The organism is Aeromonas sp. DSM 116730, assembly GCF_046581335.1.
GTDB lineage: Bacteria > Pseudomonadota > Gammaproteobacteria > Enterobacterales > Aeromonadaceae > Aeromonas > Aeromonas rivipollensis.
In genome coordinates this window covers 276,430-296,320 of sequence record NZ_CP144265.1, presented here as the reverse complement: position 1 = coordinate 296,320, position 19,891 = coordinate 276,430, and the positions used below count along the sequence as shown (strand labels likewise).

Here is a 19,891-nt window from a genome sequence, read left to right as displayed (position 1 = left end):
CGATCTCTGACGAGAAAGAAAGGATCAAGTTCACATCTTGATAACAGCGGTTTCATTAGAGTTTAAACACAAAAAAGCCCACCAATGGGTGGGCTCTTAAAATAAGATATGTATATACAATCAAGTCAATCGGGTCTTGGAGCTCAGCTTGTAGCGGGAGCCTGGCGAAAGCAGCCTGGCGTAGGAGACCAGGAAGCCATCCGACCAGGTGCGTCGATGCAGCAGCAGGCAGGGGGTATCAACCCTCACCTGCAGCAAGCCCGCCTCGCCGGCGCTCGGCAGCACAGCCTCCACCACGTGCTCCATCTCGGAGAGGGGGCAGACTTCCATCAGATAGCTGTTCGGCGTCTGTTTCGTGAAGTCCTGCTCCCCATAGCCGGGCAGGCGTTCGGCATCGACGAAACGCTCCTCCAGTTGCAGCGGCTCCCCATCTGCCTGATGGACGATGAGGCTGTGGAAGGTGGGCGCCCCGACCCGCAAACCCAGTCGCACCGCCACTTTCTCGTCCGCAGCCTGGCGCTGCAGGCGGATCACCCGGGCGCTGTACTGGCTGCCCCGCTCGGCGATCTCGTCGGCTATGTTGCGAATGGCCAGCAGCGGCGACTCGGCACGCCTGTCCGCCACGAAGCTGCCGGAGCCGGCGGTGCGATTGAGCCAGCCCTCGGCCACCAGTTCACGCAGCGCCTTGTTGACCGTCATCCGGCTCACGGCAAACTGCTCGCACAGGGCGGCCTCGGTCGGGATCCTGTCGCCTGCCTGATAGTGGCGTTCGCGGATCCCGTCCAGGATGTGCTGTTTGATCTGCAGATAGAGGGCGGGTGCCACCAATGGGTTCCTCAGCGACGACGGTGAGGCGGACGCATGTCCGGCCAGGCACGGTAGACGTCCGGGATCTGATCAGGGCCGCTGATGCAGAGATCGAGATCGTGCAGCAGACCGTCCTTGATGCCGTAGATCCAGCCGTGCACCGCCAGCTCCTGCCCCTTGCGCCAGGCATTCTGGATGATGGTGGTGTGGCAGACGTTGGCGACCTGCTCGGCCACGTTCAGCTCGCACAGGTAGTCGAAGCGCTCGTGCTCATCCTCGATGGCTTCGAGCTGTTCGCCGTACTTGAAATAGACATCCTTGATGTTGCGCAGCCAGTTGTCGATGAGGCCCAGCTCCTGGTTCTGCATCGCCGCCTTGACGCCGCCGCAACCGTAGTGGCCGCAGACGATGATGTGCTTCACCTTGAGCACCTCCACCGCGTATTGCAGCACCGAGAGGCAGTTGAAATCGGTGTGCACCACCAGATTGGCGACGTTGCGGTGAACGAAGACATCCCCCGGCAGCAGCCCCATCAGCTGGTTGGCGGGAACCCGGCTGTCGGAGCAGCCGATCCAGAGGTATTCGGGCGCCTGCTGGGCGGAGAGGGTAGCGAAGAAATCGGGATCTTCGGCCTTGATCCGTTCCGCCCACTCGCGGTTATTGGTAAACAGGTCGTTCAACAGTTTCACTTCTGCTCTCCCTAACTGTGGCAGTGGCGGCAACATACCATACACAAGGGTAACCAAGGCAAGGCCGACCAGATCCCGATGAAACAAAAACAGGGCCATCAGGCCCTGTTTTCTACAAGAGAATGCCCTCAGGCATCCATGGCGTCTTTCAGTTTCTTGAGCGGTTCACAGGCTCGGCGAATGCCCTCAGGCGGCCATCGCATCCTTCAGCTTCTTGAGCGCGTTCTTCTCAAGCTGACGCACACGCTCGGCGGACACACCGTAGTTGTCGGCCAGCTCCTGCAAGGTGGTCTTGCTCTCCTCATCCAGCCAGCGGGCGCGGATGATGTGCTGGCTGCGCTCGTCCAGGGTGGCCATGGCCGCACTCAGGCGACGGGTGGCGTGGCTGTCCCAGTTGTCGTTCTCTATGGTGGCGGCCAGATCGGAAGACTTGTCTTCCAGATAATGGACGGGGGCGAAGCCACCTTCATCCTCATCGTCACCGACCAGATCGAAGGCCTGATCGTAGTTGCTCATGCGCGCTTCCATCTCGGTGACGTCCGCGGCAGAAACCCCGAGATCCGCGGCAACGGCCTGCACCTCTTCGTGATTCAGCCAGCCCAGACGCTTCTTGGACTTGCGCAGGTTGAAGAACAGCTTGCGCTGGGCCTTGGTGGTGGCCACCTTGACCATGCGCCAGTTGCGCAGCACATATTCGTGGATCTCGGCCTTGATCCAGTGCACGGCGAAGGAGACCAGACGCACCCCGACGCTCGGGTCGAAGCGCTTGACCGCCTTCATCAGGCCGATATTGCCTTCCTGCACCAGATCGGCCTGAGGCAGGCCATAGCCGGAGTAGCTCTTGGCCACGTGAACGACAAAACGCAGATGCGACATGACCAGCTGACGGGCAGCCTCGAGATCGCCACCCTGCTGCAAACGCATCGCCAGTTCACGCTCTTCCTCCGCGCTCAGCACGGGGATCGAGTTGACGGCTTGGATATAGCCTTCCAGACTACCTTGCGGAATCAGAGCCATAGTGCGTTGCAATGAAGTTCCCATGTTCTACCTCTTACTTTTCAATCGAATCAGTCTAACACCCTGAGAGGGCCTGTCTACCGACCGGGGGTCATTCTGCGGCCCACATCAAACATAAGTCAAACATCGGCCCCAGCATGAACCCGGGCTATCTTAGGCTGACGGGATGAATCATAAATGAACGGTCAAAAAAAAGGGGTCACAGTGAAGGACCCCTGAAAAGTAGCATGCTAAGTCCATTGTTGCGGAGCTCGCAACCTTCACATGCTTGCCAAGTCAGACGAGCAAGGCAGAGGGGCCACACCCGTATAAATTCTGTTGCACTAGATAGACTGTTTATAAATCAAAAGGTTCACAGGATCCAAATATGATCCTTGGTGCAGGCCTCATTCAGATTACTCTGAGAAAGTGGCCCGTGCCAGAAACGGGCCACTCTTTTACTTGATCCAGTTCGCAAAATCCAGCGCTTTAAAATGCTGATAAATTAATCAGGATGGTTCTATGTCGCGAATGTGCCTGTGAACCGAGAACCAGGACGCAATCAGCCCCAGCAAGGCCCCCAACAGTATGAGATTGAAGCCGTCGAACGCCCCCATCCCCACCAGCCGGAAGTTGCTGTTGTAAAGCCCCGCCAGCTCCTTCACCACCCCCTCGCTCCAGATCACCATGACCTCGGTCAGCCACCAGGCCAGCATGCCGCCGATGACCCCGAACCAGATGCCGGTGTAGAGGAAAGGACGGTGAATGAAGGCGTCGGTCGCCCCCACCAGCTTGAGCACTTCGATCTCGGATCTCTGGTTGAGTATGTTCAGGCGAAGGGTGTTGCCGACGATCAGCAGCACGGCGGAGAGCAGCAGCACGGCGATGCCTGTGATGGTGTGGCGCAGCAGGTTCATGATCCCCTGCAGCCGGGTCAGCCACTGCAGATCCAGCTTGCCCTGTTCGATGCCGGGTTCGTTCTCAAGCTTGGCGAGCAGCTCGGCGGCCCCTTCCGGATTCTGCCAGCGAGGATCCGGGATCACGCTCAGCACAGGCGGCAGCGGGTTGCTGTCGAGATAATCGAGGGCATCGCCGAAACCGGAGATCTCGCGAAACTCCTTGAGCGCCTCGTCCCGGTTCATGTAGGTGACGGACTCCACCTCGGGATAGAGCAGGATCCGCTGCTTCATGTCGAGGATGCTCTGCTCCGGCAGATCCTTGCGCAGATAGAGGGAGATCTGGGAGCTGGTCTGCCAGCTCCCTTCCACCACTTCGGCGTTTTTCAGCAGCACGTGGAAGCAGGAGGGGAGCGCCAGACTGACCCCGAGCACCGCCAGCGTCATCAGGGAGGCGAGCGGATTGCGCCACAGCTCTCCCAGACTGGCAAAGGCCTGACGCACGTGATCCACGCCGTACATCATCAGACGGCGCAGCGGCGGCTGTTTATGACGAACAATAGCCATCAGAATTCCCTCCCCTGTCGAATATCGGCGACCTGATCCATCCGAGTGGCCATCATCAGAGGGCACAGAGGGGGCTGCTTATGACGAACTATGGCCATCAGCTCTCCTCCTGCTCTTGGGAATACATGCGCCCGGCCTTCAGGGTCAGGGTGCGATAGCGCATGCGGGCGATCAGCCCCAGATCGTGAGTGGCAATCAGCACCGAAACCCCGAAGCGATTGAACTCCTCGAACAGTCGCATGATGTCCATGGAGAGCTGGGGATCCAGGTTGCCGGTCGGCTCATCCGCCAGCAGCAGGGGCGGCTTGTTGACGATGGCACGGGCGATGCCGACCCGCTGCTGCTCACCACCGGAGAGCATGCGCGGCTGGTAACGCTCCTTGCCGAGCAGACCTACCTTGTCCAGCGCCGCCGCCACCCGCTTGTTGATGTCGGCATGACTATAGCCATCGATCACCAGGGGCAGGGCCACGTTGTCGAACACAGTGCGGTCCATCAGCAACCGGTGATCCTGAAAGATCATCCCGATCTGGCGGCGCACATAGGGGATCTGGCTGCGCTGGATCTGGCTGACGTCATCGCCATGGAAGAAGACGCGACCATCGGTCGGCCGCTCCATCACGCTGATGAGCTTGAGGAGGGTACTCTTGCCCGCCCCCGAATGGCCGGTCAGGAAGGCCATCTCCCCCTTGCGCAGGTGGAAGCTGACCTTCTGCAGCGCCTGATGGCCACCGCTGTATACCTTGCTGACCTTGTCAAAACGAATCATAACGGTTCCCTGAGATTGACCAACCCCGACCGGGATCGAAGCATGGCACGCTGACTCCTCGCGGCGACACTAGCCTTGATGAAATAGCTGATCCGCAGCAATACACCTTTCATACCCTGACAGTGACATACCCCGACCGGGATCGAAGCATGGCACACTGACTCTTCGCGGCGACATAAGCCCTCGATGAAATGGCCGATCCGCAGCCACGCACCTTGGCGGCCTGGTCGAAACGAATCATACCCTGACAGTGACAAGCCCCGACCTGAGTCGGGGCATGGAACACTTGCTCATCACGGCTGAGCTGACTCTTCGTGGCCGAACTCATTCCTCGCGGCTGAAGAGCGCCTCGATAAAGTCGTTGGCAACGAAGGGACGCAGATCGTCGATCCCCTCGCCCACCCCTATATAGCGGATCGGGATCTGGAACTTGTCGGCCACCGCGAAGATGACGCCGCCCTTGGCGGTCCCATCCAGCTTGGTGAGGGTGATGCCGGTCAGGCCCACCGCCTCGCTGAACAGCTTGGCCTGGCTCAGGGCGTTCTGGCCTGTGCCCGCATCCAGGGTCAGCATGATCTCGTGGGGCGCCTCTTCATCCAGCTTCTTCATCACCCGCACCACCTTCTTGAGCTCTTCCATCAGGTTGCTCTTGTTTTGCAGGCGACCGGCGGTATCGGCGATCAGCACGTCAGCCCCGCGGGAGCGGGCGGCCTCGATGGCGTCATAGATGACGGAGGCGGAGTCGGCACCTGTGTGCTGGGCGATCACCGGAATGTTGTTGCGCTGACCCCACACCTGAAGCTGCTCGACCGCAGCGGCACGGAAGGTATCCCCCGCCGCCAGCATGACGCTCTTGCCGTCGGCCTGGAACTGCTTGGCCAGCTTGCCGATGGTGGTGGTCTTGCCGACGCCGTTCACGCCGACCATCAGGATCACGTAAGGCTTCTTGCTGGTGTCGATCACCAGCGGCTGCTCAACCTGAGTCAGCATGGCCCCCATGTCTTGCTTGAGCAGGCCGTAGAGCGCCTCAGCATCCTTGAGCTGCTTGCGATCCGCGTGCTGCACCAAGCCTTCGATGATACGACTGGTGGTATCCACACCGAGATCGGCGGTCAACAGCTGGGTCTCCAGCTCCTCGAACAGCTCGTCATCGATCTTCTTGCCGCGGAACAGGCCGAAGAAACCGGAGCCGATATTCTCCTTGGTGCGCACCAGGCTGCGCTTGAGGCGAGCAAAGAAGCCCTCCCGCTGCGGCTTGTCCTGAGTATCGTCGTCCACCTTGGCGGCCAGGGGCAGGGCTGCCAGCGCGGCGGCCTCAGCCTCTATCTCGGCGACCAGGCGCAGATCTTCCGCTCGCTGGGCCTCTTTGGCGATACGGGCTTCCTCGGCAGCCTGTGCCTCGGCGGCAACACGAGCGGCTTCGGCAGCTTCTGCCTCGGCGGCAACACGGGCGGCTTCCGCAGCCTGTACTTCGGCAGCAACGCGGGCGGCTTCCGCAGCCTGGGCCTCGGCGGCAACACGGGCGTCTTCGGCAGCCTGGGCCTCGGCGGCAATACGGGCAGCTTCCGCAGCTTCTGCCTCGGCGGCAATGCGGGCGGCTTCGGCGGCTTGTGCCTCGGCGGCAACACGGGCGGCTTCGGCGGCTTGTGCCTCGGCGGCAACACGGGCGGCTTCCGCAGCCTGGGCCTCGGCAGCAATACGGGCAGCTTCGACGGCTTGTGCTTCGGCGGCAATACGGGCGGCTTCCGCAGCCTGGGCCTCGGCAGCAATACGGGCAGCTTCGACGGCTTGTGCTTCAGCGGCGACACGGGCGGCTTCCGCAGCTTGGGCCTCGGCTTCGGCGGCGATCAGCGCCTCATTGACGATGACGGGCTCGAGTTCGGAGGCGGGTTCCTCCACCACCAGCGGGCCTTCGTCAGGGGTCGCCAGGGGCGCCTCGTGCGGTACAGCAGGGGCCTCGGTCAGGGAAACATCAGCGACGGGAGCGGGGGCAACGGTGGCCTCGGACTCGGCGACAGCCGGGGTGGCGTCAAGGGCCTGTGATTGGACGGCCTCAGCCTCTTCTTTCTTGCGGCCGAAACCCAGCCAGGAAAACAAACCTTTTGCCATCTAAAAAATACTCACTTCGTTGGCTGACTGCTAAGATAGCCGTCCCTCGGCGGGTCGGCATAAAAATGAACCGCCTTATACTACCACTTTATTTTCTGACGACGAAACGCGATGCCCAGAGTGAAAACCAGCCGTAACAGCCCGAGCAAGAGCCCAGCCCCCCAGGGGCGAGCGGGCGTGGTAAGAATCATCAGCGGCCAGTGGAAGGGCCGCAAACTGCCGGTCAGGGATGTTGACGGACTCAGACCCACCACGGATCGCGTCAAGGAGACCATCTTCAACTGGCTGGCCCCCCATGTCCGCGGTGCCCGCTGCCTCGATCTGTTTGCCGGCAGCGGCGGCCTGGGGCTGGAGGCGCTGTCGCGCTACGCCGAGCAGGTGACCCTGGTCGAGATGGACAAGGGAGCCGCCGATCAGCTCAGGAAGAACCTGGCCGCCCTCGGCAGTCAGCAGGGCGAGGTGATCCAGGCCGATGCGGTGAGCTGGCTGCAAGGCCCGGCCACCCCCTTCGATCTGGTGTTCCTGGATCCACCGTTTCGCCGTGAACTGCTGCCCCAGGTGTGCGAGCTGCTGGAGCAGCGCGGCTGGCTGGCACCGGATGCCCTCATCTATCTTGAACGGGAAAAGGAGATGAGCGATCTCCCCCTGCCTGGCAGCTGGCAGCAACTCAAGGACAAACAAGCGGGTCAGGTCTGCTACCAGCTTTATCTGCGGGATACCAAGGAGAACACTGCGGTTTGAATACCAGGCGGGAGGGGATGATGAGCGATTGCCACTCCTGTCAACTTGGGCAACAGCTCAAGGACAATCAAGCGGGTCAGGTCTGCTACCAGCTCTATCTGCGGGACGCCAAGGATGACGCCGCGGTTTGAATGCCAGGCGGGAGGGGAAATGAACGATTGCCACTCCCTGTCAACTTGGACAACAGCTCAAGGACAATCAAGCGGGTCAGGTCTGCTACCAGCTCTATCTGCGGGACACCAAGGATGACGCCGCGGTTTGAATGCCAGGTGGGAGGAGAAATGAACGATTGCCACTCCCTGTCAACTTGGACAACAGCAACAACTCAAGGACAAGCAGGCCAGTCAGGTCTGCTATCAACTCTATGTACGGGAGATAAGCGATGAAGCGGGTGTTTAATCTATTGGCGATGGGCGTGCTGCTGTTCTTCTGGCTCGGCGTGGTGCTCGCCCTGCTCGGCACACTGCCGGGCAAACTGAACGGTTTTCTGCCGGTGTGCGGCGTCATAGTGATACTGATGCACTGGGTACAGGCCAGCATGATCAAGGCCGCCTGCAAGCCCTACTTTGCCATCACCCGCCTCGAGTTCACCCAGGTGCTGATCTTCGGCGTGTTCGGCATGATGGAGATCCGCGCCAAGCTGCAGGCCATCATAGACGCCAGGCAGAGGGGAGAAACCCCGCCCCGGGCTGACTGACCCGAGACCGCCAGATCGAACCTGAAGGAGTGACATGTCACTCCTTCACTTTTTTCCCCAGGCTGATGCCGAGCTTGATGGAGAGCACGGCGAGCAGCAGCAGCATGGCGATAAGGGAGAAGAAGTTGCTGCCAAGTTCGGGGTACTGCACCTTGAGCAGCGCAGTGTGCCCGAACGCCCCGATGAAGAAGCAGAGCAGGATGCAGCTGGGGGTGTTGCCGACTATGGGCTCGTGGCGATAGTGCTGATAGAGCTGGTAGGCCGCCAGCAGCAGGGCGATCAGGGGAAAGAAGGAGAAGGGCACGACCGACTCGGTCAACACCGACAGGAAGGCATCACCGCAGATGCCGATGAGCAGGGCCAGCAACAGGGGCTTCTTCGGGATCGCGTTCGATTCATGCATGGGACTGTCCATCCTTGACTTAAGAGAGAGATTCGCGGCGCTTGCGGTTCTGGACCTCGGCGCCCATGGCGATCATCCGCAGCTGGCTGATGGTGCGATCCGACAGGGCCCGGCACTCCTCGGGGGTCATGTCGAGGGCGTCGGCGCCGGCACTGAAGACTATGGTGACCATGGCTTCGGCCTGGATGTAGGCCTCTTCCCGTGGCGCCTGCGTGGTCGCCTCCAGATAATCGGTCAGCTCGGCGATGAAGTGCTGGATCTCGCGGGCCACAGCCTGACGGAAGGCCGCAGAGGTGCCGGAGCGCTCACGGAGCAGCAGCCGGAAGATGTTCGGGTTGTTTTCGACGAATTCCATGAAGGTCTGCACCGAGGTGCTGATGACGCTGCCACCACCGGCGATGCGCTGGCGCGCCTGGCGCATCAGCTGGCGCAGGGTCAGGCCGCCCTCGTCCACCAGGGTCAGCCCCAGCTCTTCCATGTCGCGAAAATGACGGTAGAAGGAGGTCGGCGCTATGCCCGCCTCCCTGGCCACTTCCCGCAGACTGAGGTTGGAGAAGCTGCGGTTGGCACAGAGTTGACTGAACGCCGCTTCGATCAGCGTACGCCGGGTCTTTTCTTTTTGTTGCGCGCGAATACCCACGAAAACAGTCACCTTGAGATTAGCGAGGCCAGATGATAACCCGAAGGCGGGGCCTGGATCAGGTTTGTCTCCGACTTTTTTACCATTGACCCGCATTCCGGCTCAATGGAGAATAGTGGACAGCTGTTCGCTGAATGGAGCCGAGTGAAATGGACCGCCCCCCGATCATCATGACCAACACCCTGCTGTTCGCCCTCTCCGGGCTGACGGCACTGATTGCGGTACCCTGGTACGGCCTGACCCATGGCTATGACCTCTGGCAGTGGGGCTGCTTCCTGCTGCTGTTCTGCTACTGCGGCATCTCCATCACCGCCGGTTATCACCGACTCTGGTCCCACAAGGCCTACAAGGCGCACCCAGCCCTGCAATGGATCTTCGCCATCGGCGGCGCCCTCGCCCTGCAAAACTCGGCACTCCACTGGTCGTCCGATCACCGCCGTCACCACCGCCACGTGGATGACAACCAGAAGGATCCCTACAGCGCGGGCCGCGGCTTCTGGTACTCCCACATCGGCTGGATGCTGCGGGAATACCAGCGCGAGATCTACCACGACTACAGCAATGTGCGGGATCTGCAGAACAATGCCATCGTCGCCTTCCAGCACAGGCACTATCTGGCCTTGACCCTGGCCACCAACATCGGCATCCCGCTGCTGCTCGGTCTGATCCATGGAGATCTGCTCGGCATGCTGTTGCTGGCGGGGGTGCTGCGCATGGTGATGACCCACCACACCACCTTCTTCATCAACTCCCTGGCCCACATCTGGGGCAGCCAGCCCTTCACCGATCGCAACAGTGCGCGGGACAACGGCATCCTGGCCTTCTTCACCTTCGGCGAGGGGTATCACAACTTCCATCACCTGTTCGAGAACGACTACCGCAACGGCATCCACTGGTGGCAGTTCGACCCCACCAAGTGGCTGATCCGCACCGCCGCCTGGTGCGGACTGGCCGGGGATCTCAGATCCTGTCCAGAGGAGCGGATCGAGCAGGCCAGGCTGGAGATGCAGCTCAAACGCGCCCAGGCCAGGCTGCGCAAGGCAGAGGACAGGGAGCTGTGGCAGGCGCTGCTGCAGGAGGAGTACGACAAGCTGAGCCTGCAGATCCAGCACTACTACGCCAGCCGCAAGCTGTTGCTGGAGCAGCGCAAGCGCAAGGCGCTGGCCCGCTACGACAGGCTCAAGCTGCAACTGGAGTATCGCAACCTGAGGGATGGCTTCCTCGTTGCCAAGCGCAACTGGAGTCGCCTGCTGGCCGGCATCGCCTGAGGCGGCTGACCGACAGACCTGATTGCCCAAGACCGCCCGCTGGCGGTCTTTTCATGGGCGTCTGGCGATCTTTTGGCATAAAAAAATGGGGCGACATTCGCATGTCACCCCCTCGCAAATAGCATGTTCCATATTGGGATCCGGCAATAACGGGGCTGATGCGCGTCACGGGTTTCCGCTCCCGATCCGCACTGCCAGCCAGAACACGCCGGCCGACCCACTCCCTTGTTGCCTTCACCCACACGGCAGACCAGCCGCCGTGTTTGTCCTTGCAACCGAAATACTACGCAGTTAAATAAAATAAAAAACCGTTATATGCGGCCCTGTATGCAAGCGAGGGCGCTGCATCAGGTATCGCCTATCGACATAAAGTGATTAAAAACAATACGATAAAATCTCAATCCGGCTTTGGATGGCAAACGTTATCCTCGAAGGCGCACAAGGCTTTGCGAGATCTCGCACAAGCCGGGCTCCACTCACAGCCAGCGGCGCAGCGGCAGCCAGTCGCTCAGTCGCGCCAGCAGGCGCCGCAGCGTCGAGGGAGGCGCCACCACAGGATGGACCGCCGCCCGTTGCCAACCGCAGAGCCAGTGCCGCAGCTCGGCACAGAGCGCCGGGCAGCTCAGGTGCAGCATCAGCTCGGTGTTGAGCATCAGGGAGCGGGGATCCAGGTTGAAGCTGCCGAGCAGCGCCTCCTCCTCCCCCATCAGGATCAGCTTGGCGTGCAGACTGCGCCCCTCATCCGACAGCTCGGCCAGCACTATGCCCTGCCGCTCCAGCCAGGGGCGGTGGCGCCGATAGGCGCCATACACCAGGGGCACGTCTGTACTCGCCAGGGAGTTGGTCAGGATTTCGATGCCGACCCCGGCCTGACGCAGCCGCTTGAGATGGCGGCGCAAGCTTCGGGTCAGGATCAGGTAAGGACTCACCAACCGCAGCGCCCCCTGGTTGCCAGCCAGCTTGCGCCCCAGCCGGGGCGCCGTGGTCGGCCGGGAGATGAGCCCCTTGCCGGGCCTGTCAAACCAGCACTCCCCGACCCCAGGATGCCAACGCAGGGGAAGAGGCACGTCATCAAACAGGCTGGCGGGCAGATCGTAGACCATGGCCACCGCCGGGTCGGTCAGAGTCAGCAGGAAGTCGTTCACCGCACGGATCTCGGCGGGCAGCAGGGGGCGCCGCAACAGGCGCCGGATGGGGTGGCTCCAGCGGCTGCGCCAGAACAGCTCGAAGCCCTGCTCGGCCTGGCGGCAGAGGGGGCCGCGGCAAACCAGATCCAGATCGACGAAGTGAGGGAGCGCCCCCAGCCCGAAGTAAGGATCGCCGATGTTGCGGCCACCGATCACCGCCTCGTGGCCATCCACCAGCAGCAGCTTGTTGTGCATGCGGTGGTTGATGCGCCGGAAGCTGAGCAGGCCTTCCAGCAGCAGGGTCAGGGGGCGCCAACCCCTGAGCCAGAATGGATTGAACAGCCGCACCTCGATGCCGGGCTCTGCCGCCACCACCTCGAGGAAGCGGTTGTCGCCGGCATAGAGATCGTCGATAAGCAGCTGGACCCGGACCCCGCGCCGCGCCGCATGGAGCAACTCGGACAGCAACAGCTTGCCGCTGCGGTCCTCCTCCCAGCTGTAATACTGGGCCTGGATCCGGCTGCGGGCGCCGCGGATCAGCTGGCAGCGGGCCTTGAGGGCGGCGCCGGGATCGTCGAGCAGGGCAAATTCGGCGGGGATCAAGGGTCATCTCCTTGTCATGAGACGGTGGCATAACCCAGACAACAGCCCCGATTGCAGCATGTCAAGGAGCCGATGATGGAAGTGCGCGACCACCCCTGCCTCAGCCAGAGACCCCAGGCCAGCCAGCCGGATCCCACTCCCGCCAGGCTGCTGACCCCCTGGTACCAGCAGCACAGGGATCAGGGCTGGGAAGCCCTCCCCTTTACCCCAGAGGATGGCCTGCCCGACCGGCACTGAGCACTCAGGGCTGGACCGCCTCCATGGCCTCTGTCTTGCCCTCCACCTGAGGCAGGCTGAAGCGGTAGGCCACGTAGTATTTGTAGATGGTGCCGACGTAGTTGATGGGGCCCTGGCCGACCTCGTTGGCCACCAGCTGCTCCACGTTGCCAAACCAGACGTTCGGATCCAGCCCCCTCTCCCTGGCCTTGGCCTGCAGCGCCTGCACCCGGTTCGGGCCCGCGTTGTAGGCCGCCAGGGCGAACAGGTGACGGTTGAGCCTGTCCATCCCGGGATCGTTGAAGTAGGTATCGAGAATGAGCCGCATGTAACGGCAAGCCGCTTCCACACTGCCTTCCAGGCTGGTGAGCCTGGCGCCGCGGATCCCCACCTCACCCCCCGTGCTCGGCAGCAGTTGCATGATGCCGACAGCCCCGCGGTTGGAGCGGACATTGGGATTGAGCCCCGACTCCTTGTAAGCCAGCGCCGCCAGCATCAGCCAGTCGAGCTCATATTTTTCGGCCTGGGTTTCCAGCACCTTGCGGATGGTCGACAACCGCCCCAGGGGATCCGGCGCCAATATGTTGCTCATCTTGTCACTCTGGGCCAGCAGGCGACGCAGTGTCATGTCGCTGTAGAGGGTGCGTTTGCTCGACTCCGAGATATAGGCGTTCACCGCCTTGAGCAGCTCGGGGCTGTTGTTGCGCAGTGCCCAGGCACTGCGCCCCTTGTCCCGCAGCGGGATCAGCTTGTGGGCCTTGAGGCCCCCTATCATGTCGAGCCAGATCCGCCCCTTGAAACTGTCGGTGACGGTCAGCGGTATGATGCCGGCCGCCACCATCTCCAGCAGATCCCCGTCCTGCAGGTATTCGGGCACTGTCTCTATGTAGACGGGGGGCAGCCCCAGCTCGCGGAACAGCCAGTTGAGCTGATGCAGGCTCTCGTAATAGCTGGAGCTGGCCCGCACCCAGATCCGCCGACCGGAGAGCTGAGTGATGCGGTTGAAACCCGTCAGCTCCCGCAGGCTCACCACCCACTCCTCGATGGGCGAGATGAGCGGCTGGGAGAAGGTGACCTGCTCGCGCCGGGTCGGCGTCACCGTCAGGTTGGCCGCCACCAGATCCCCCCGCCCCTCGGTGAGGTAGTCCAGCAGCTTGTCCTGACGCACCGGGATATAGATGATCTTGAGCTTGAGCTTCTCCTTGGGGAGATAGGTCTGGTTCAGCCAGCGCTCGAAGCCTTGCAGTTGATTGACCAGGATGCCGTACTGGGCCCCCTTGTCGAAGAAGAAGAAGCCCCGTTCATAGACCACCAGGGCCCTGAGCTCCTTCTTTTGCAGTATGTGTTCGAGATCCCCGGGTTGGGGCAGGAGCTTGGGCTTGACGTCCGCGGCGCGCGAAGGGGCATCACCAGGCTGGGAACCGAGATCCGCCGCCAGCAGAGGGAGAGAGCAGAGGACCAGCAGGGCCCAAATCCATCGCATCATGAGGTAGCCACCTTCTGTTGGTCGACTCGCGCCTTGAGATTCTCGGCAGGACAAGGCCCGACACGCGGGACTCATGACGGGGTGCCATCATGGCACCTTCCTGCAGCGGAACGATTGGTACCGGACTGAAACCGGATCGTCCGTGGGATAACTCACTATACAACGCAAAGAGAGGGAAAAGGCGAGGGGCAAAGCAATACGGCAGGCAGGCCTGCCGTATTCTCAGGGGGCTCAGATTGAGCGGGCACGCATCTCGAAAATCAGCTTCTCGGCGGTGCAGGTGAATTGCAGGCGGGCCTTCAGGATCACGCCGTTGGCGCCCTGGGTCAGTTCGCTGTCGATCACGGCTTCGGCGGTCACCTGCTTGGCCAGCGCCTCATAGGCTGCGAGTTTGGCGCGGGCGTCGGCTTCTGCCGCGGCCTCGATCACCAGCTCCATCACATCGTCGCCTTCACCTATGATGGTGCCGATCTCGGCGAAACAGCCGCAGCTGTCACAGGTTTCATTCAATTCCACTTTTTCGTCTACAGACATACTTCCACTCCTACTCATTTCGGATGTACTTCATCGTCACGCAAGGCTTTACGAAAATCCCTGATGGCGGTGCCCAGATCCTCACCGGCACCGGCCAGGCGTTTGCTGCCAAACACCACGACGACCACCACCAGCAGGATCAACAGATGCCAGATATGAATTCCACCAAGTCCCATAGGGCGACTCCTGACAGATAGATACCCGTTGTTTGTATCAAAAGAAGGCGCAACGATTGTTGGGCAAAATCAAGGCAGGCGCAAGTTGGCAGGAAAATCGTCAAAAAACATAAAAAGATACGGCGACCTTTGGCCGCCGTATGAGTCGGTGCTACTTGTCCCCTCAACCGCTACATCCTGTACCAGTCGCCATGAAGGCGAGAGACAGGTCGAGCATAGGGTCGCCAAGATATGAAAACAAATGGTATAAATTCATCTAAGAATTGAAGAGGATTCATATCATGTTGCTGGAACAGCTCGGGCGCATAGATCTTAATTTGTTGATTATCCTGCAAGTATTGCTGGAGGAGCGCAATGGCAGCCGGGCCGCCCGCCGTCTGCATCTGAGCCAGTCCGCCGTCAGCAAGGCCCTGGGTCGCCTGCGGGAGACCTTCGACGACCCCCTGTTCGTCCGCTCCGCCTACGGGCTGGATCCCACCCCGCGCGCCCTCGATCTGCAGTTGCAGTTGCAACCCATACTGCTGTCGCTGGACAACCTGATCCAGCCCCCCGCCTTCGATCCCGCCAGCACAGAGCGGGAATTCGTCATCGCCAGCATGGACAGCGCCTTCACCCTGTTCGCGCCGCTCTACCTGAGCGAGCTCAAGCGCCAGGCACCGGGGATCCGGCTGCGTTACGAGGAGTGGACAGAACACAGCCTGACCGAGATGAGCCAGGGTCAGGTGGACATCGCCTTCACGGTGCGGGAGAACTGCATCAACTCGGATTTCAGGCTGGACACCCTGCCCAACGCCATCTGCCAGCGACTGCTCGCCATCGATGATCTCACCTGCCTGGTGCAGCGGGATCACCCGGCCCTGTGCGAACCCGAGTGGGATCTCCCCCGCTACCTGGCCTATCCCCATGTGCAAACCTATTGCGAGGGGCGGGATCGCTGGATGCTGGATCACAAGCTGGCGGAGCAGGATCTCTACCGCCGGATCGAGGCGACTGTGCCCTCCTTCGAGGCGGCGCTGCGCATGGGCATGCACTCGGACATGATAGTGACCCTGTCCCGGCTCTATGCCCGCCACGCGACCCAGGTCTATCCGCTGGTGCCGCTGCCGCTGCCCATCGCCCTGGACAGCATCTCCCACCTGCTCATCTGGCATCAGCGCCACGAGGAGGATCCGGGACACCGCTGGCTGCGGGAGACATTGCTCACCCTCATCATGGGCAAGCTGGAGGCCCCGGCCGGCGACCCGTCCCGCCCGGACGAGGCGCTGGCCATCATGGACCCACAATAAGAAAGGGGCTGCCTGGCAGCCCCTTTCTTTTTACCCCTTGCCCGTCACCGCCAGATAGTGGTGCACACCATCCAGCAGCATCTGCACCGAGATCATCACCAGCAGCATGCCCATCAGCCGCTCCACGGCGGTGAGTCCTCGCTCACCCAGCAGCTTGTTGAACAGCTCGTAGAACATCAGGATCACAGCGCTGGCACCCCAGGCCATCAGCAGGGCCAGGGACCAGTCCACCATCCGGGTCGGCTCCTGGTTCGCCAGCAGCAGCAGGGAGGCCAGTATGGAGGGGCCCGCTATCATGGGGATGGCCATGGGTACCAGGAAGGGCTCCTCCCCCGCCGCCAGCCCGGTCACGCCCCCCGGACTCGGGAATATCATCTTGATGGCGATGAGGAACAATATGATGCCCCCGGCGATGCTGACCGCCTCCTGGCGCAGGTTCAGGAAGCTCAGGATCTGCTGACCGGCAAACAGGAAGCCCAGCATGATGCCTAAGGAGAACAGCAGCTCGCGCATCATCACCTTGCGCCGCCGCTTGGGATCGACGTGACGCAGTATGGAGAGGAAGACCGGCAGGTTGCCCAGCGGATCCATGATCAGAAACAACATGACGGCAGCGGAGAAAGTATCCATACAGGTTCCCGGGCGTTGCCCAGGCCAAGCCTTTAACAGAGGGGGGAGAGGGCGAAATATAACAAAGGAGGCGGGATTCGGCGAGCGCCTCGGTACGCTCGCCGCGGGATCAGCCGTGGTTGCAGATCTTGTCGGCCCGGGTCTGGAAGCCCTGCTCTGACTCGATGAACTTGCCGCGTTTGGCCAGCAGGCTGATCAGCGCCTCTGCATCCATCTCGCTCGCGCTGCAGGTATGGAAGCGGGCATCGGCGCCAAAGCGCGCCTCAATCGCCTCCCTGAGGCTGGCCCGGGTAAAATGGCCACCCTCTTTCAGCATCATCTCCATCACTTCGTGACCGTGTATCGACTGGGACATCTCATACCTCTTTAATCATCATGTCAGATGTCCATTAGAGCCTGAACCCCGGCCCCCGATCTTGATATAAGCCAACAAAACGCCTTTTTTAACTTCCCCGGGCTGGCCGCGAGCGTCGCTTTGTCGATAATGTGGCAACCTGATCGGGGGATGGCTACACTAGCGCCCCTTTGCCATCGCAGACAGAAAATAAGGACATTGGCGTCATGCTGTTCCATGGATTGGTCTTCAAGCCCTGGCGGATCTGGACCCGCCGCCCGCTCTGGTTGAAGACACTGCTCGGCATGCTGACCGGGATCGGGCTAGGACTCTGCTTCAGCGAGCAGGCAATGCTGCTCAAGCCCATCGGCGTCCTGTTCGTGAACACCATACAGATGCTGATGGTGCCCCTCATCTTCTGCTCCGTCATCGCCGGCCTCACCGCCCTGCTCAAGGGCAAGACCCTGGACAGGATCGGCAGCAAGGCCATAGGTCTCTACCTCTGCTCCACCGCCGTCGCCATCTGCATCGGCCTGGTGATGGGCTGGCTGCTGGAACCCGGCATGGGCGCCAACATGGGGCCCTACGAACGGACCGGCGTGATGGTGCAGCCGACCCTGGCCAGCGTGCTGAGCCATCTGGTGCCCCACAACCCGGTACAGGCCATGGTGGATGGCAAGATATTGCAGGTGATCGTCTTTGCGGTGGCCCTCGCCCTGGCCCTCAATGCCAGTGGCCGGCGCGGTCGCCCTGCCATTCTGTTCTTCACCTCCCTGGCGGAGGGGATGTTCAAGCTGACCCAGATGGTGATGGCGCTGGCCCCCTATGGCGTCTGCGCCCTGATGGCCTGGATGACGGGCAAATACGGGGTGAGCCTGCTGCTGCCCCTGCTCAAGGTGATAGGCGCCGTCTACCTCGGCTGCCTGCTGCACGTGCTCGGGGTCTACAGCAGCCTGCTGATCCTGCTGGCCCGCCTCAATCCGCTGCACTACTTCAAGAGCATCGTCGACGCCCAGGCGGTGGCCTTCACCAGCAGCTCAAGCAGCAGCACCCTGCCCATCAGCCTGGCCTGCGCCGAGCGCCGGCTGGGGGTCTCCCCCGCCATCACCGCCAAGGTGCTGCCGATTGGCGCCACCATCAACATGGATGGCACCGCCCTCTATCAGGGGGTGACGGCGCTGTTCGTGGCCCAGGCGTTCGGGGTGGATCTGCACGTGGTGGATTACCTGACCATCATCAGCATCGCCACCCTGGCCAGCATAGGCACGGCCGGCACGCCGGGCACCGGGCTCATGCTGCTGACCCTGACGCTGACCGCGGTGGGATTGCCGCTGGAAGGGGTGGCGCTGATCGCCGGGATAGACAGGATCCTCGACATGGCCCGTACCACTGTCAACGTCTCCGGCGACATCCTGGTGTCGGTGCTGATCGCCCGCAGCGAGAAGGAGCTGGATCTGGCGATCTATCACGATGCCAGCGCGGGGGAGGACATCGACTTCACCCTGCGCTGAGGGTGACGGGAGAGAAAGATCTCAGTGATCCTGGGGATCGTGATGGCAGCGCCAGCAGATATCGAAGTTGGCGCCGTTCTCCTCCCCGCACTGGCCGCACAGCCAGCCATTGCCCTGGCGCTGCTGGTAGCGCTCTATGATCCTGCCCGCCCGCCGGCGATCCTGCTCGCACACCATCAGGGTGACCTGCAGCAGATCCACGGGCAACTCCCCCAGTGCCCCCGAGAGCCCCTCCCCGCTGAGCCGCACCCGCACCCCTTCGACTTCCAGCGCTCCCTTCAAGGCATGCGCCTCCAGCGAGTGGGAGGCCCGATACAAATTAATCCACTGCTCCATATATCCTCTCCTCGCAACCCCTAGTCGATGCACCGGCGACGCCGGCCCACGGACCATCACACTTCCTCCGCATGACCCCTTGCCGCTCACAGCAGGTTGTCGATGCCGTAAGTCGGGCCATTGGCCACCAGAAAATCGATAAACACCCTCAACTTGCGCGGCATCAGCCGACGCTCGGGAAACAGCAGATAGATGGGCACCTTGGGCTGCTGCCAGTCCGGCAGCAAAGCCACCAGAGAGCCGTCGGCCAGCTCATCATGGCACAACATGGCGGGCAGGGAGGCGAGCCCCAGCCCGGCCTTCGCCGCCTCTCTGGCACAGGTGATGTTGTTGACCTGGAAACGGGACGGCGGATCCACCAGCACTTCCCGGCCATCCAGTTCAAAACACCAGTGGGAGGCGAGAAAACCGCTGCTCACCGCGACCCTTTCATGGCGCACCAGATCCTCGGGTCGGGTGATCGCCGGGCTGCGCGCCAGATAATCCGGGCTGGCGCAGAGCAGGCGCCCGGTGCTCCACAGACGCCGTGCCGCCAGGTTGGAGTCGCTCATGTCACCGATCCGCACTATGGCATCCAGCCCCTCGCTGATGGGATCCACTATGCGGTTGGTCAGCTCCAGATCCACCCGCAGCCCCGGATAGGCTTGCAGAAAGTGAGCCACCAGCCGACCCACCACCAGCTGCCCCGTCTCGATGGGAACCGCCAGCTTGAGGGTGCCGGTCACCTCCTGCTGGCTGGCACTCAGCATCAGCTCGGCCTGGGCCAGCTCCTCCACCGCCTTGCTGCAACGCAGGTAATACTGCTCTCCGGCCTCGGTCAGGGTGAGCTGGCGGGTGGAGCGATAGAGCAACCGCACGCCGAGGTGCTGCTCCAGTTCGGCGATGCGGCGGCTCACCGTCGCCTTGGTCATGCCCAGCTCCTGGGCGGCGGCGGTAAAGGAGCCCTTGTCGACGATGCGCACCAGAATCAAGGCTGCGTTCAAGTCCATTGTCTCACCAGTGAAACTGTATATCTCATGAATGGATACTAATCGAAACAGTCTGCCGATGTTAGCCTGCCCGCCACAGTT

22 protein-coding genes and 1 pseudogene are annotated in these 19,891 nt (G+C 61.8%); 7 read left to right on the top strand and 16 right to left on the bottom strand.

Going from position 1 to position 19,891, the window contains the following annotated elements:
• Positions 1–120 precede the first annotated feature (120 nt).
• The 6 genes from hutC to ftsY form a co-directional block, all read right to left on the bottom strand.
• Positions 121–825, bottom strand: coding sequence for a histidine utilization repressor (gene hutC, locus Aeroheme_RS01485; protein ID WP_106887812.1), 705 nt, complete (start codon positions 823–825; stop codon positions 121–123).
• A gap of 11 nt (positions 826–836) precedes the next feature.
• Positions 837–1,496: a carbonate dehydratase gene (gene can / locus Aeroheme_RS01480; protein ID WP_025325422.1), complete on the bottom strand. Its 660-nt coding sequence runs from the start codon at positions 1,494–1,496 to the stop codon at positions 837–839.
• A gap of 186 nt (positions 1,497–1,682) precedes the next feature.
• A complete protein-coding gene (rpoH, locus tag Aeroheme_RS01475; RefSeq protein WP_025325421.1) occupies positions 1,683–2,537 on the bottom strand; it encodes an RNA polymerase sigma factor RpoH in 855 nt (284 codons plus the stop codon).
• Between the two features lie 464 nt (positions 2,538–3,001).
• On the bottom strand, positions 3,002–3,955 hold the full coding sequence (gene ftsX, locus Aeroheme_RS01470) for a permease-like cell division protein FtsX (RefSeq protein ID WP_005323432.1): 954 nt from the start codon (positions 3,953–3,955) through the stop codon (positions 3,002–3,004).
• A gap of 97 nt (positions 3,956–4,052) precedes the next feature.
• Positions 4,053–4,724, bottom strand: coding sequence for a cell division ATP-binding protein FtsE (gene ftsE, locus Aeroheme_RS01465; RefSeq protein WP_106885210.1), 672 nt, complete (start codon positions 4,722–4,724; stop codon positions 4,053–4,055).
• Between the two features lie 324 nt (positions 4,725–5,048).
• Positions 5,049–6,833 carry a signal recognition particle-docking protein FtsY gene (gene ftsY, locus Aeroheme_RS01460; protein ID WP_411166569.1) on the bottom strand — a complete coding sequence of 595 codons (1,785 nt, stop codon included), beginning with the start codon at positions 6,831–6,833 and terminating at the stop codon, positions 5,049–5,051.
• Between the two features lie 111 nt (positions 6,834–6,944).
• On the opposite strand from ftsY, the gene rsmD reads away from it, so the two are divergent.
• The 3 genes and pseudogenes from rsmD to Aeroheme_RS01445 all read left to right on the top strand — a co-directional run bounded on the left by rsmD (position 6,945) and on the right by Aeroheme_RS01445 (position 8,271).
• Positions 6,945–7,574, top strand: a complete 630-nt coding sequence (gene rsmD / locus Aeroheme_RS01455) for a 16S rRNA (guanine(966)-N(2))-methyltransferase RsmD (protein ID WP_411166568.1) — start codon at positions 6,945–6,947, stop codon at positions 7,572–7,574.
• 181 nt (positions 7,575–7,755) lie between these two features.
• Positions 7,756–7,836 (top strand): annotated as a pseudogene (locus tag Aeroheme_RS01450) (16S rRNA (guanine(966)-N(2))-methyltransferase RsmD); the annotation flags it as partial.
• A 120-nt stretch (positions 7,837–7,956) separates the two neighbouring features.
• On the top strand, positions 7,957–8,271 hold the full coding sequence (locus tag Aeroheme_RS01445; RefSeq protein WP_025325417.1) for a DUF1145 domain-containing protein: 315 nt from the start codon (positions 7,957–7,959) through the stop codon (positions 8,269–8,271).
• A 37-nt stretch (positions 8,272–8,308) separates the two neighbouring features.
• On the opposite strand, the gene Aeroheme_RS01440 is transcribed toward Aeroheme_RS01445, so the two are convergent.
• Together Aeroheme_RS01440 and fabR are read right to left on the bottom strand one after the other, a co-directional pair.
• The gene (locus Aeroheme_RS01440; RefSeq protein WP_111910783.1) at positions 8,309–8,674 is read right to left on the bottom strand and encodes a YijD family membrane protein; all 366 of its coding nucleotides are present in this window, start codon (positions 8,672–8,674) and stop codon (positions 8,309–8,311) included.
• Positions 8,675–8,693: 19 nt separating this feature from the next.
• Positions 8,694–9,314, bottom strand: coding sequence for an HTH-type transcriptional repressor FabR (gene fabR, locus Aeroheme_RS01435; RefSeq protein WP_139744562.1), 621 nt, complete (start codon positions 9,312–9,314; stop codon positions 8,694–8,696).
• Between the two features lie 149 nt (positions 9,315–9,463).
• Here fabR and Aeroheme_RS01430 point away from each other — a divergent pair, with 149 nt between their 5' ends.
• A complete protein-coding gene (locus tag Aeroheme_RS01430; RefSeq protein ID WP_111910784.1) occupies positions 9,464–10,582 on the top strand; it encodes a fatty acid desaturase in 1,119 nt (372 codons plus the stop codon).
• A 476-nt stretch (positions 10,583–11,058) separates the two neighbouring features.
• On the opposite strand, the gene Aeroheme_RS01425 is transcribed toward Aeroheme_RS01430, so the two are convergent.
• Entirely contained in the window at positions 11,059–12,312 is a 1,254-nt protein-coding gene (locus Aeroheme_RS01425) for a phospholipase D-like domain-containing protein (protein ID WP_411166567.1), read from the bottom strand.
• A 75-nt stretch (positions 12,313–12,387) separates the two neighbouring features.
• Between Aeroheme_RS01425 and Aeroheme_RS01420 the strand changes: the two genes are divergently transcribed.
• Positions 12,388–12,549, top strand: coding sequence for a hypothetical protein (locus tag Aeroheme_RS01420; protein ID WP_162852243.1), 162 nt, complete (start codon positions 12,388–12,390; stop codon positions 12,547–12,549).
• 4 nt (positions 12,550–12,553) lie between these two features.
• Here Aeroheme_RS01420 and Aeroheme_RS01415 read toward each other — a convergent pair whose 3' ends face one another.
• From Aeroheme_RS01415 to tatA, 3 genes are all read right to left on the bottom strand, one after another.
• Positions 12,554–14,014 (bottom strand): transglycosylase SLT domain-containing protein, encoded by a 1,461-nt coding sequence (locus Aeroheme_RS01415; RefSeq protein WP_411166566.1) that lies wholly within the window; start codon positions 14,012–14,014, stop codon positions 12,554–12,556.
• Between the two features lie 231 nt (positions 14,015–14,245).
• On the bottom strand, positions 14,246–14,548 hold the full coding sequence (locus tag Aeroheme_RS01410; RefSeq protein ID WP_113069474.1) for a YfcZ/YiiS family protein: 303 nt from the start codon (positions 14,546–14,548) through the stop codon (positions 14,246–14,248).
• A 14-nt stretch (positions 14,549–14,562) separates the two neighbouring features.
• Positions 14,563–14,724 (bottom strand): twin-arginine translocase TatA/TatE family subunit, encoded by a 162-nt coding sequence (gene tatA, locus Aeroheme_RS01405; RefSeq protein ID WP_005323446.1) that lies wholly within the window; start codon positions 14,722–14,724, stop codon positions 14,563–14,565.
• A gap of 281 nt (positions 14,725–15,005) precedes the next feature.
• Here tatA and Aeroheme_RS01400 point away from each other — a divergent pair, with 281 nt between their 5' ends.
• Complete coding sequence (locus Aeroheme_RS01400; protein ID WP_411166565.1) at positions 15,006–16,010, top strand: LysR substrate-binding domain-containing protein; 1,005 nt, start codon at positions 15,006–15,008, stop codon at positions 16,008–16,010.
• A 30-nt stretch (positions 16,011–16,040) separates the two neighbouring features.
• Here Aeroheme_RS01400 and Aeroheme_RS01395 read toward each other — a convergent pair whose 3' ends face one another.
• Positions 16,041–16,640: a YhgN family NAAT transporter gene (locus tag Aeroheme_RS01395; protein ID WP_106885219.1), complete on the bottom strand. Its 600-nt coding sequence runs from the start codon at positions 16,638–16,640 to the stop codon at positions 16,041–16,043.
• A gap of 109 nt (positions 16,641–16,749) precedes the next feature.
• The gene (locus Aeroheme_RS01390) at positions 16,750–16,995 is read right to left on the bottom strand and encodes a YecH family metal-binding protein (protein WP_408837610.1); all 246 of its coding nucleotides are present in this window, start codon (positions 16,993–16,995) and stop codon (positions 16,750–16,752) included.
• A gap of 206 nt (positions 16,996–17,201) precedes the next feature.
• On the opposite strand from Aeroheme_RS01390, the gene Aeroheme_RS01385 reads away from it, so the two are divergent.
• On the top strand, positions 17,202–18,485 hold the full coding sequence (locus Aeroheme_RS01385; RefSeq protein ID WP_162520185.1) for a dicarboxylate/amino acid:cation symporter: 1,284 nt from the start codon (positions 17,202–17,204) through the stop codon (positions 18,483–18,485).
• Positions 18,486–18,506: 21 nt separating this feature from the next.
• Here the strand turns inward: Aeroheme_RS01385 and Aeroheme_RS01380 are convergent, their stop codons facing one another.
• Positions 18,507–18,821 (bottom strand): DUF2007 domain-containing protein, encoded by a 315-nt coding sequence (locus tag Aeroheme_RS01380; protein ID WP_025325406.1) that lies wholly within the window; start codon positions 18,819–18,821, stop codon positions 18,507–18,509.
• 86 nt (positions 18,822–18,907) lie between these two features.
• The gene (locus Aeroheme_RS01375) at positions 18,908–19,810 is read right to left on the bottom strand and encodes a LysR family transcriptional regulator (RefSeq protein WP_106885221.1); all 903 of its coding nucleotides are present in this window, start codon (positions 19,808–19,810) and stop codon (positions 18,908–18,910) included.
• Positions 19,811–19,891 lie beyond the last annotated feature (81 nt).

Bases quoted from the DNA above. Each gene is read 5' to 3' on its own strand.
- rpoH (WP_025325421.1), bottom strand. From the start codon at position 2,537: ATGGGAACTTCATTGCAACGCACTATGGCTCTGATTCCGCAAGGTAGT.
- ftsX (WP_005323432.1), bottom strand. From the start codon at position 3,955: ATGGCTATTGTTCGTCATAAACAGCCGCCGCTGCGCCGTCTGATGATG.
- ftsE (WP_106885210.1), bottom strand. From the start codon at position 4,724: ATGATTCGTTTTGACAAGGTCAGCAAGGTATACAGCGGTGGCCATCAG.
- ftsY (WP_411166569.1), bottom strand. From the start codon at position 6,833: ATGGCAAAAGGTTTGTTTTCCTGGCTGGGTTTCGGCCGCAAGAAAGAA.
- rsmD (WP_411166568.1), top strand. From the start codon at position 6,945: ATGCCCAGAGTGAAAACCAGCCGTAACAGCCCGAGCAAGAGCCCAGCC.
- Aeroheme_RS01445 (WP_025325417.1), top strand. From the start codon at position 7,957: ATGAAGCGGGTGTTTAATCTATTGGCGATGGGCGTGCTGCTGTTCTTC.
- Aeroheme_RS01440 (WP_111910783.1), bottom strand. From the start codon at position 8,674: ATGCATGAATCGAACGCGATCCCGAAGAAGCCCCTGTTGCTGGCCCTG.
- Aeroheme_RS01430 (WP_111910784.1), top strand. From the start codon at position 9,464: ATGGACCGCCCCCCGATCATCATGACCAACACCCTGCTGTTCGCCCTC.
- Aeroheme_RS01420 (WP_162852243.1), top strand. From the start codon at position 12,388: ATGGAAGTGCGCGACCACCCCTGCCTCAGCCAGAGACCCCAGGCCAGC.
- Aeroheme_RS01415 (WP_411166566.1), bottom strand. From the start codon at position 14,014: ATGATGCGATGGATTTGGGCCCTGCTGGTCCTCTGCTCTCTCCCTCTG.
- Aeroheme_RS01410 (WP_113069474.1), bottom strand. From the start codon at position 14,548: ATGTCTGTAGACGAAAAAGTGGAATTGAATGAAACCTGTGACAGCTGC.
- tatA (WP_005323446.1), bottom strand. From the start codon at position 14,724: ATGGGACTTGGTGGAATTCATATCTGGCATCTGTTGATCCTGCTGGTG.
- Aeroheme_RS01400 (WP_411166565.1), top strand. From the start codon at position 15,006: ATGTTGCTGGAACAGCTCGGGCGCATAGATCTTAATTTGTTGATTATC.
- Aeroheme_RS01395 (WP_106885219.1), bottom strand. From the start codon at position 16,640: ATGGATACTTTCTCCGCTGCCGTCATGTTGTTTCTGATCATGGATCCG.
- Aeroheme_RS01390 (WP_408837610.1), bottom strand. From the start codon at position 16,995: ATGTCCCAGTCGATACACGGTCACGAAGTGATGGAGATGATGCTGAAA.
- Aeroheme_RS01385 (WP_162520185.1), top strand. From the start codon at position 17,202: ATGCTGTTCCATGGATTGGTCTTCAAGCCCTGGCGGATCTGGACCCGC.
- Aeroheme_RS01380 (WP_025325406.1), bottom strand. From the start codon at position 18,821: ATGGAGCAGTGGATTAATTTGTATCGGGCCTCCCACTCGCTGGAGGCG.
- Aeroheme_RS01375 (WP_106885221.1), bottom strand. From the start codon at position 19,810: ATGGACTTGAACGCAGCCTTGATTCTGGTGCGCATCGTCGACAAGGGC.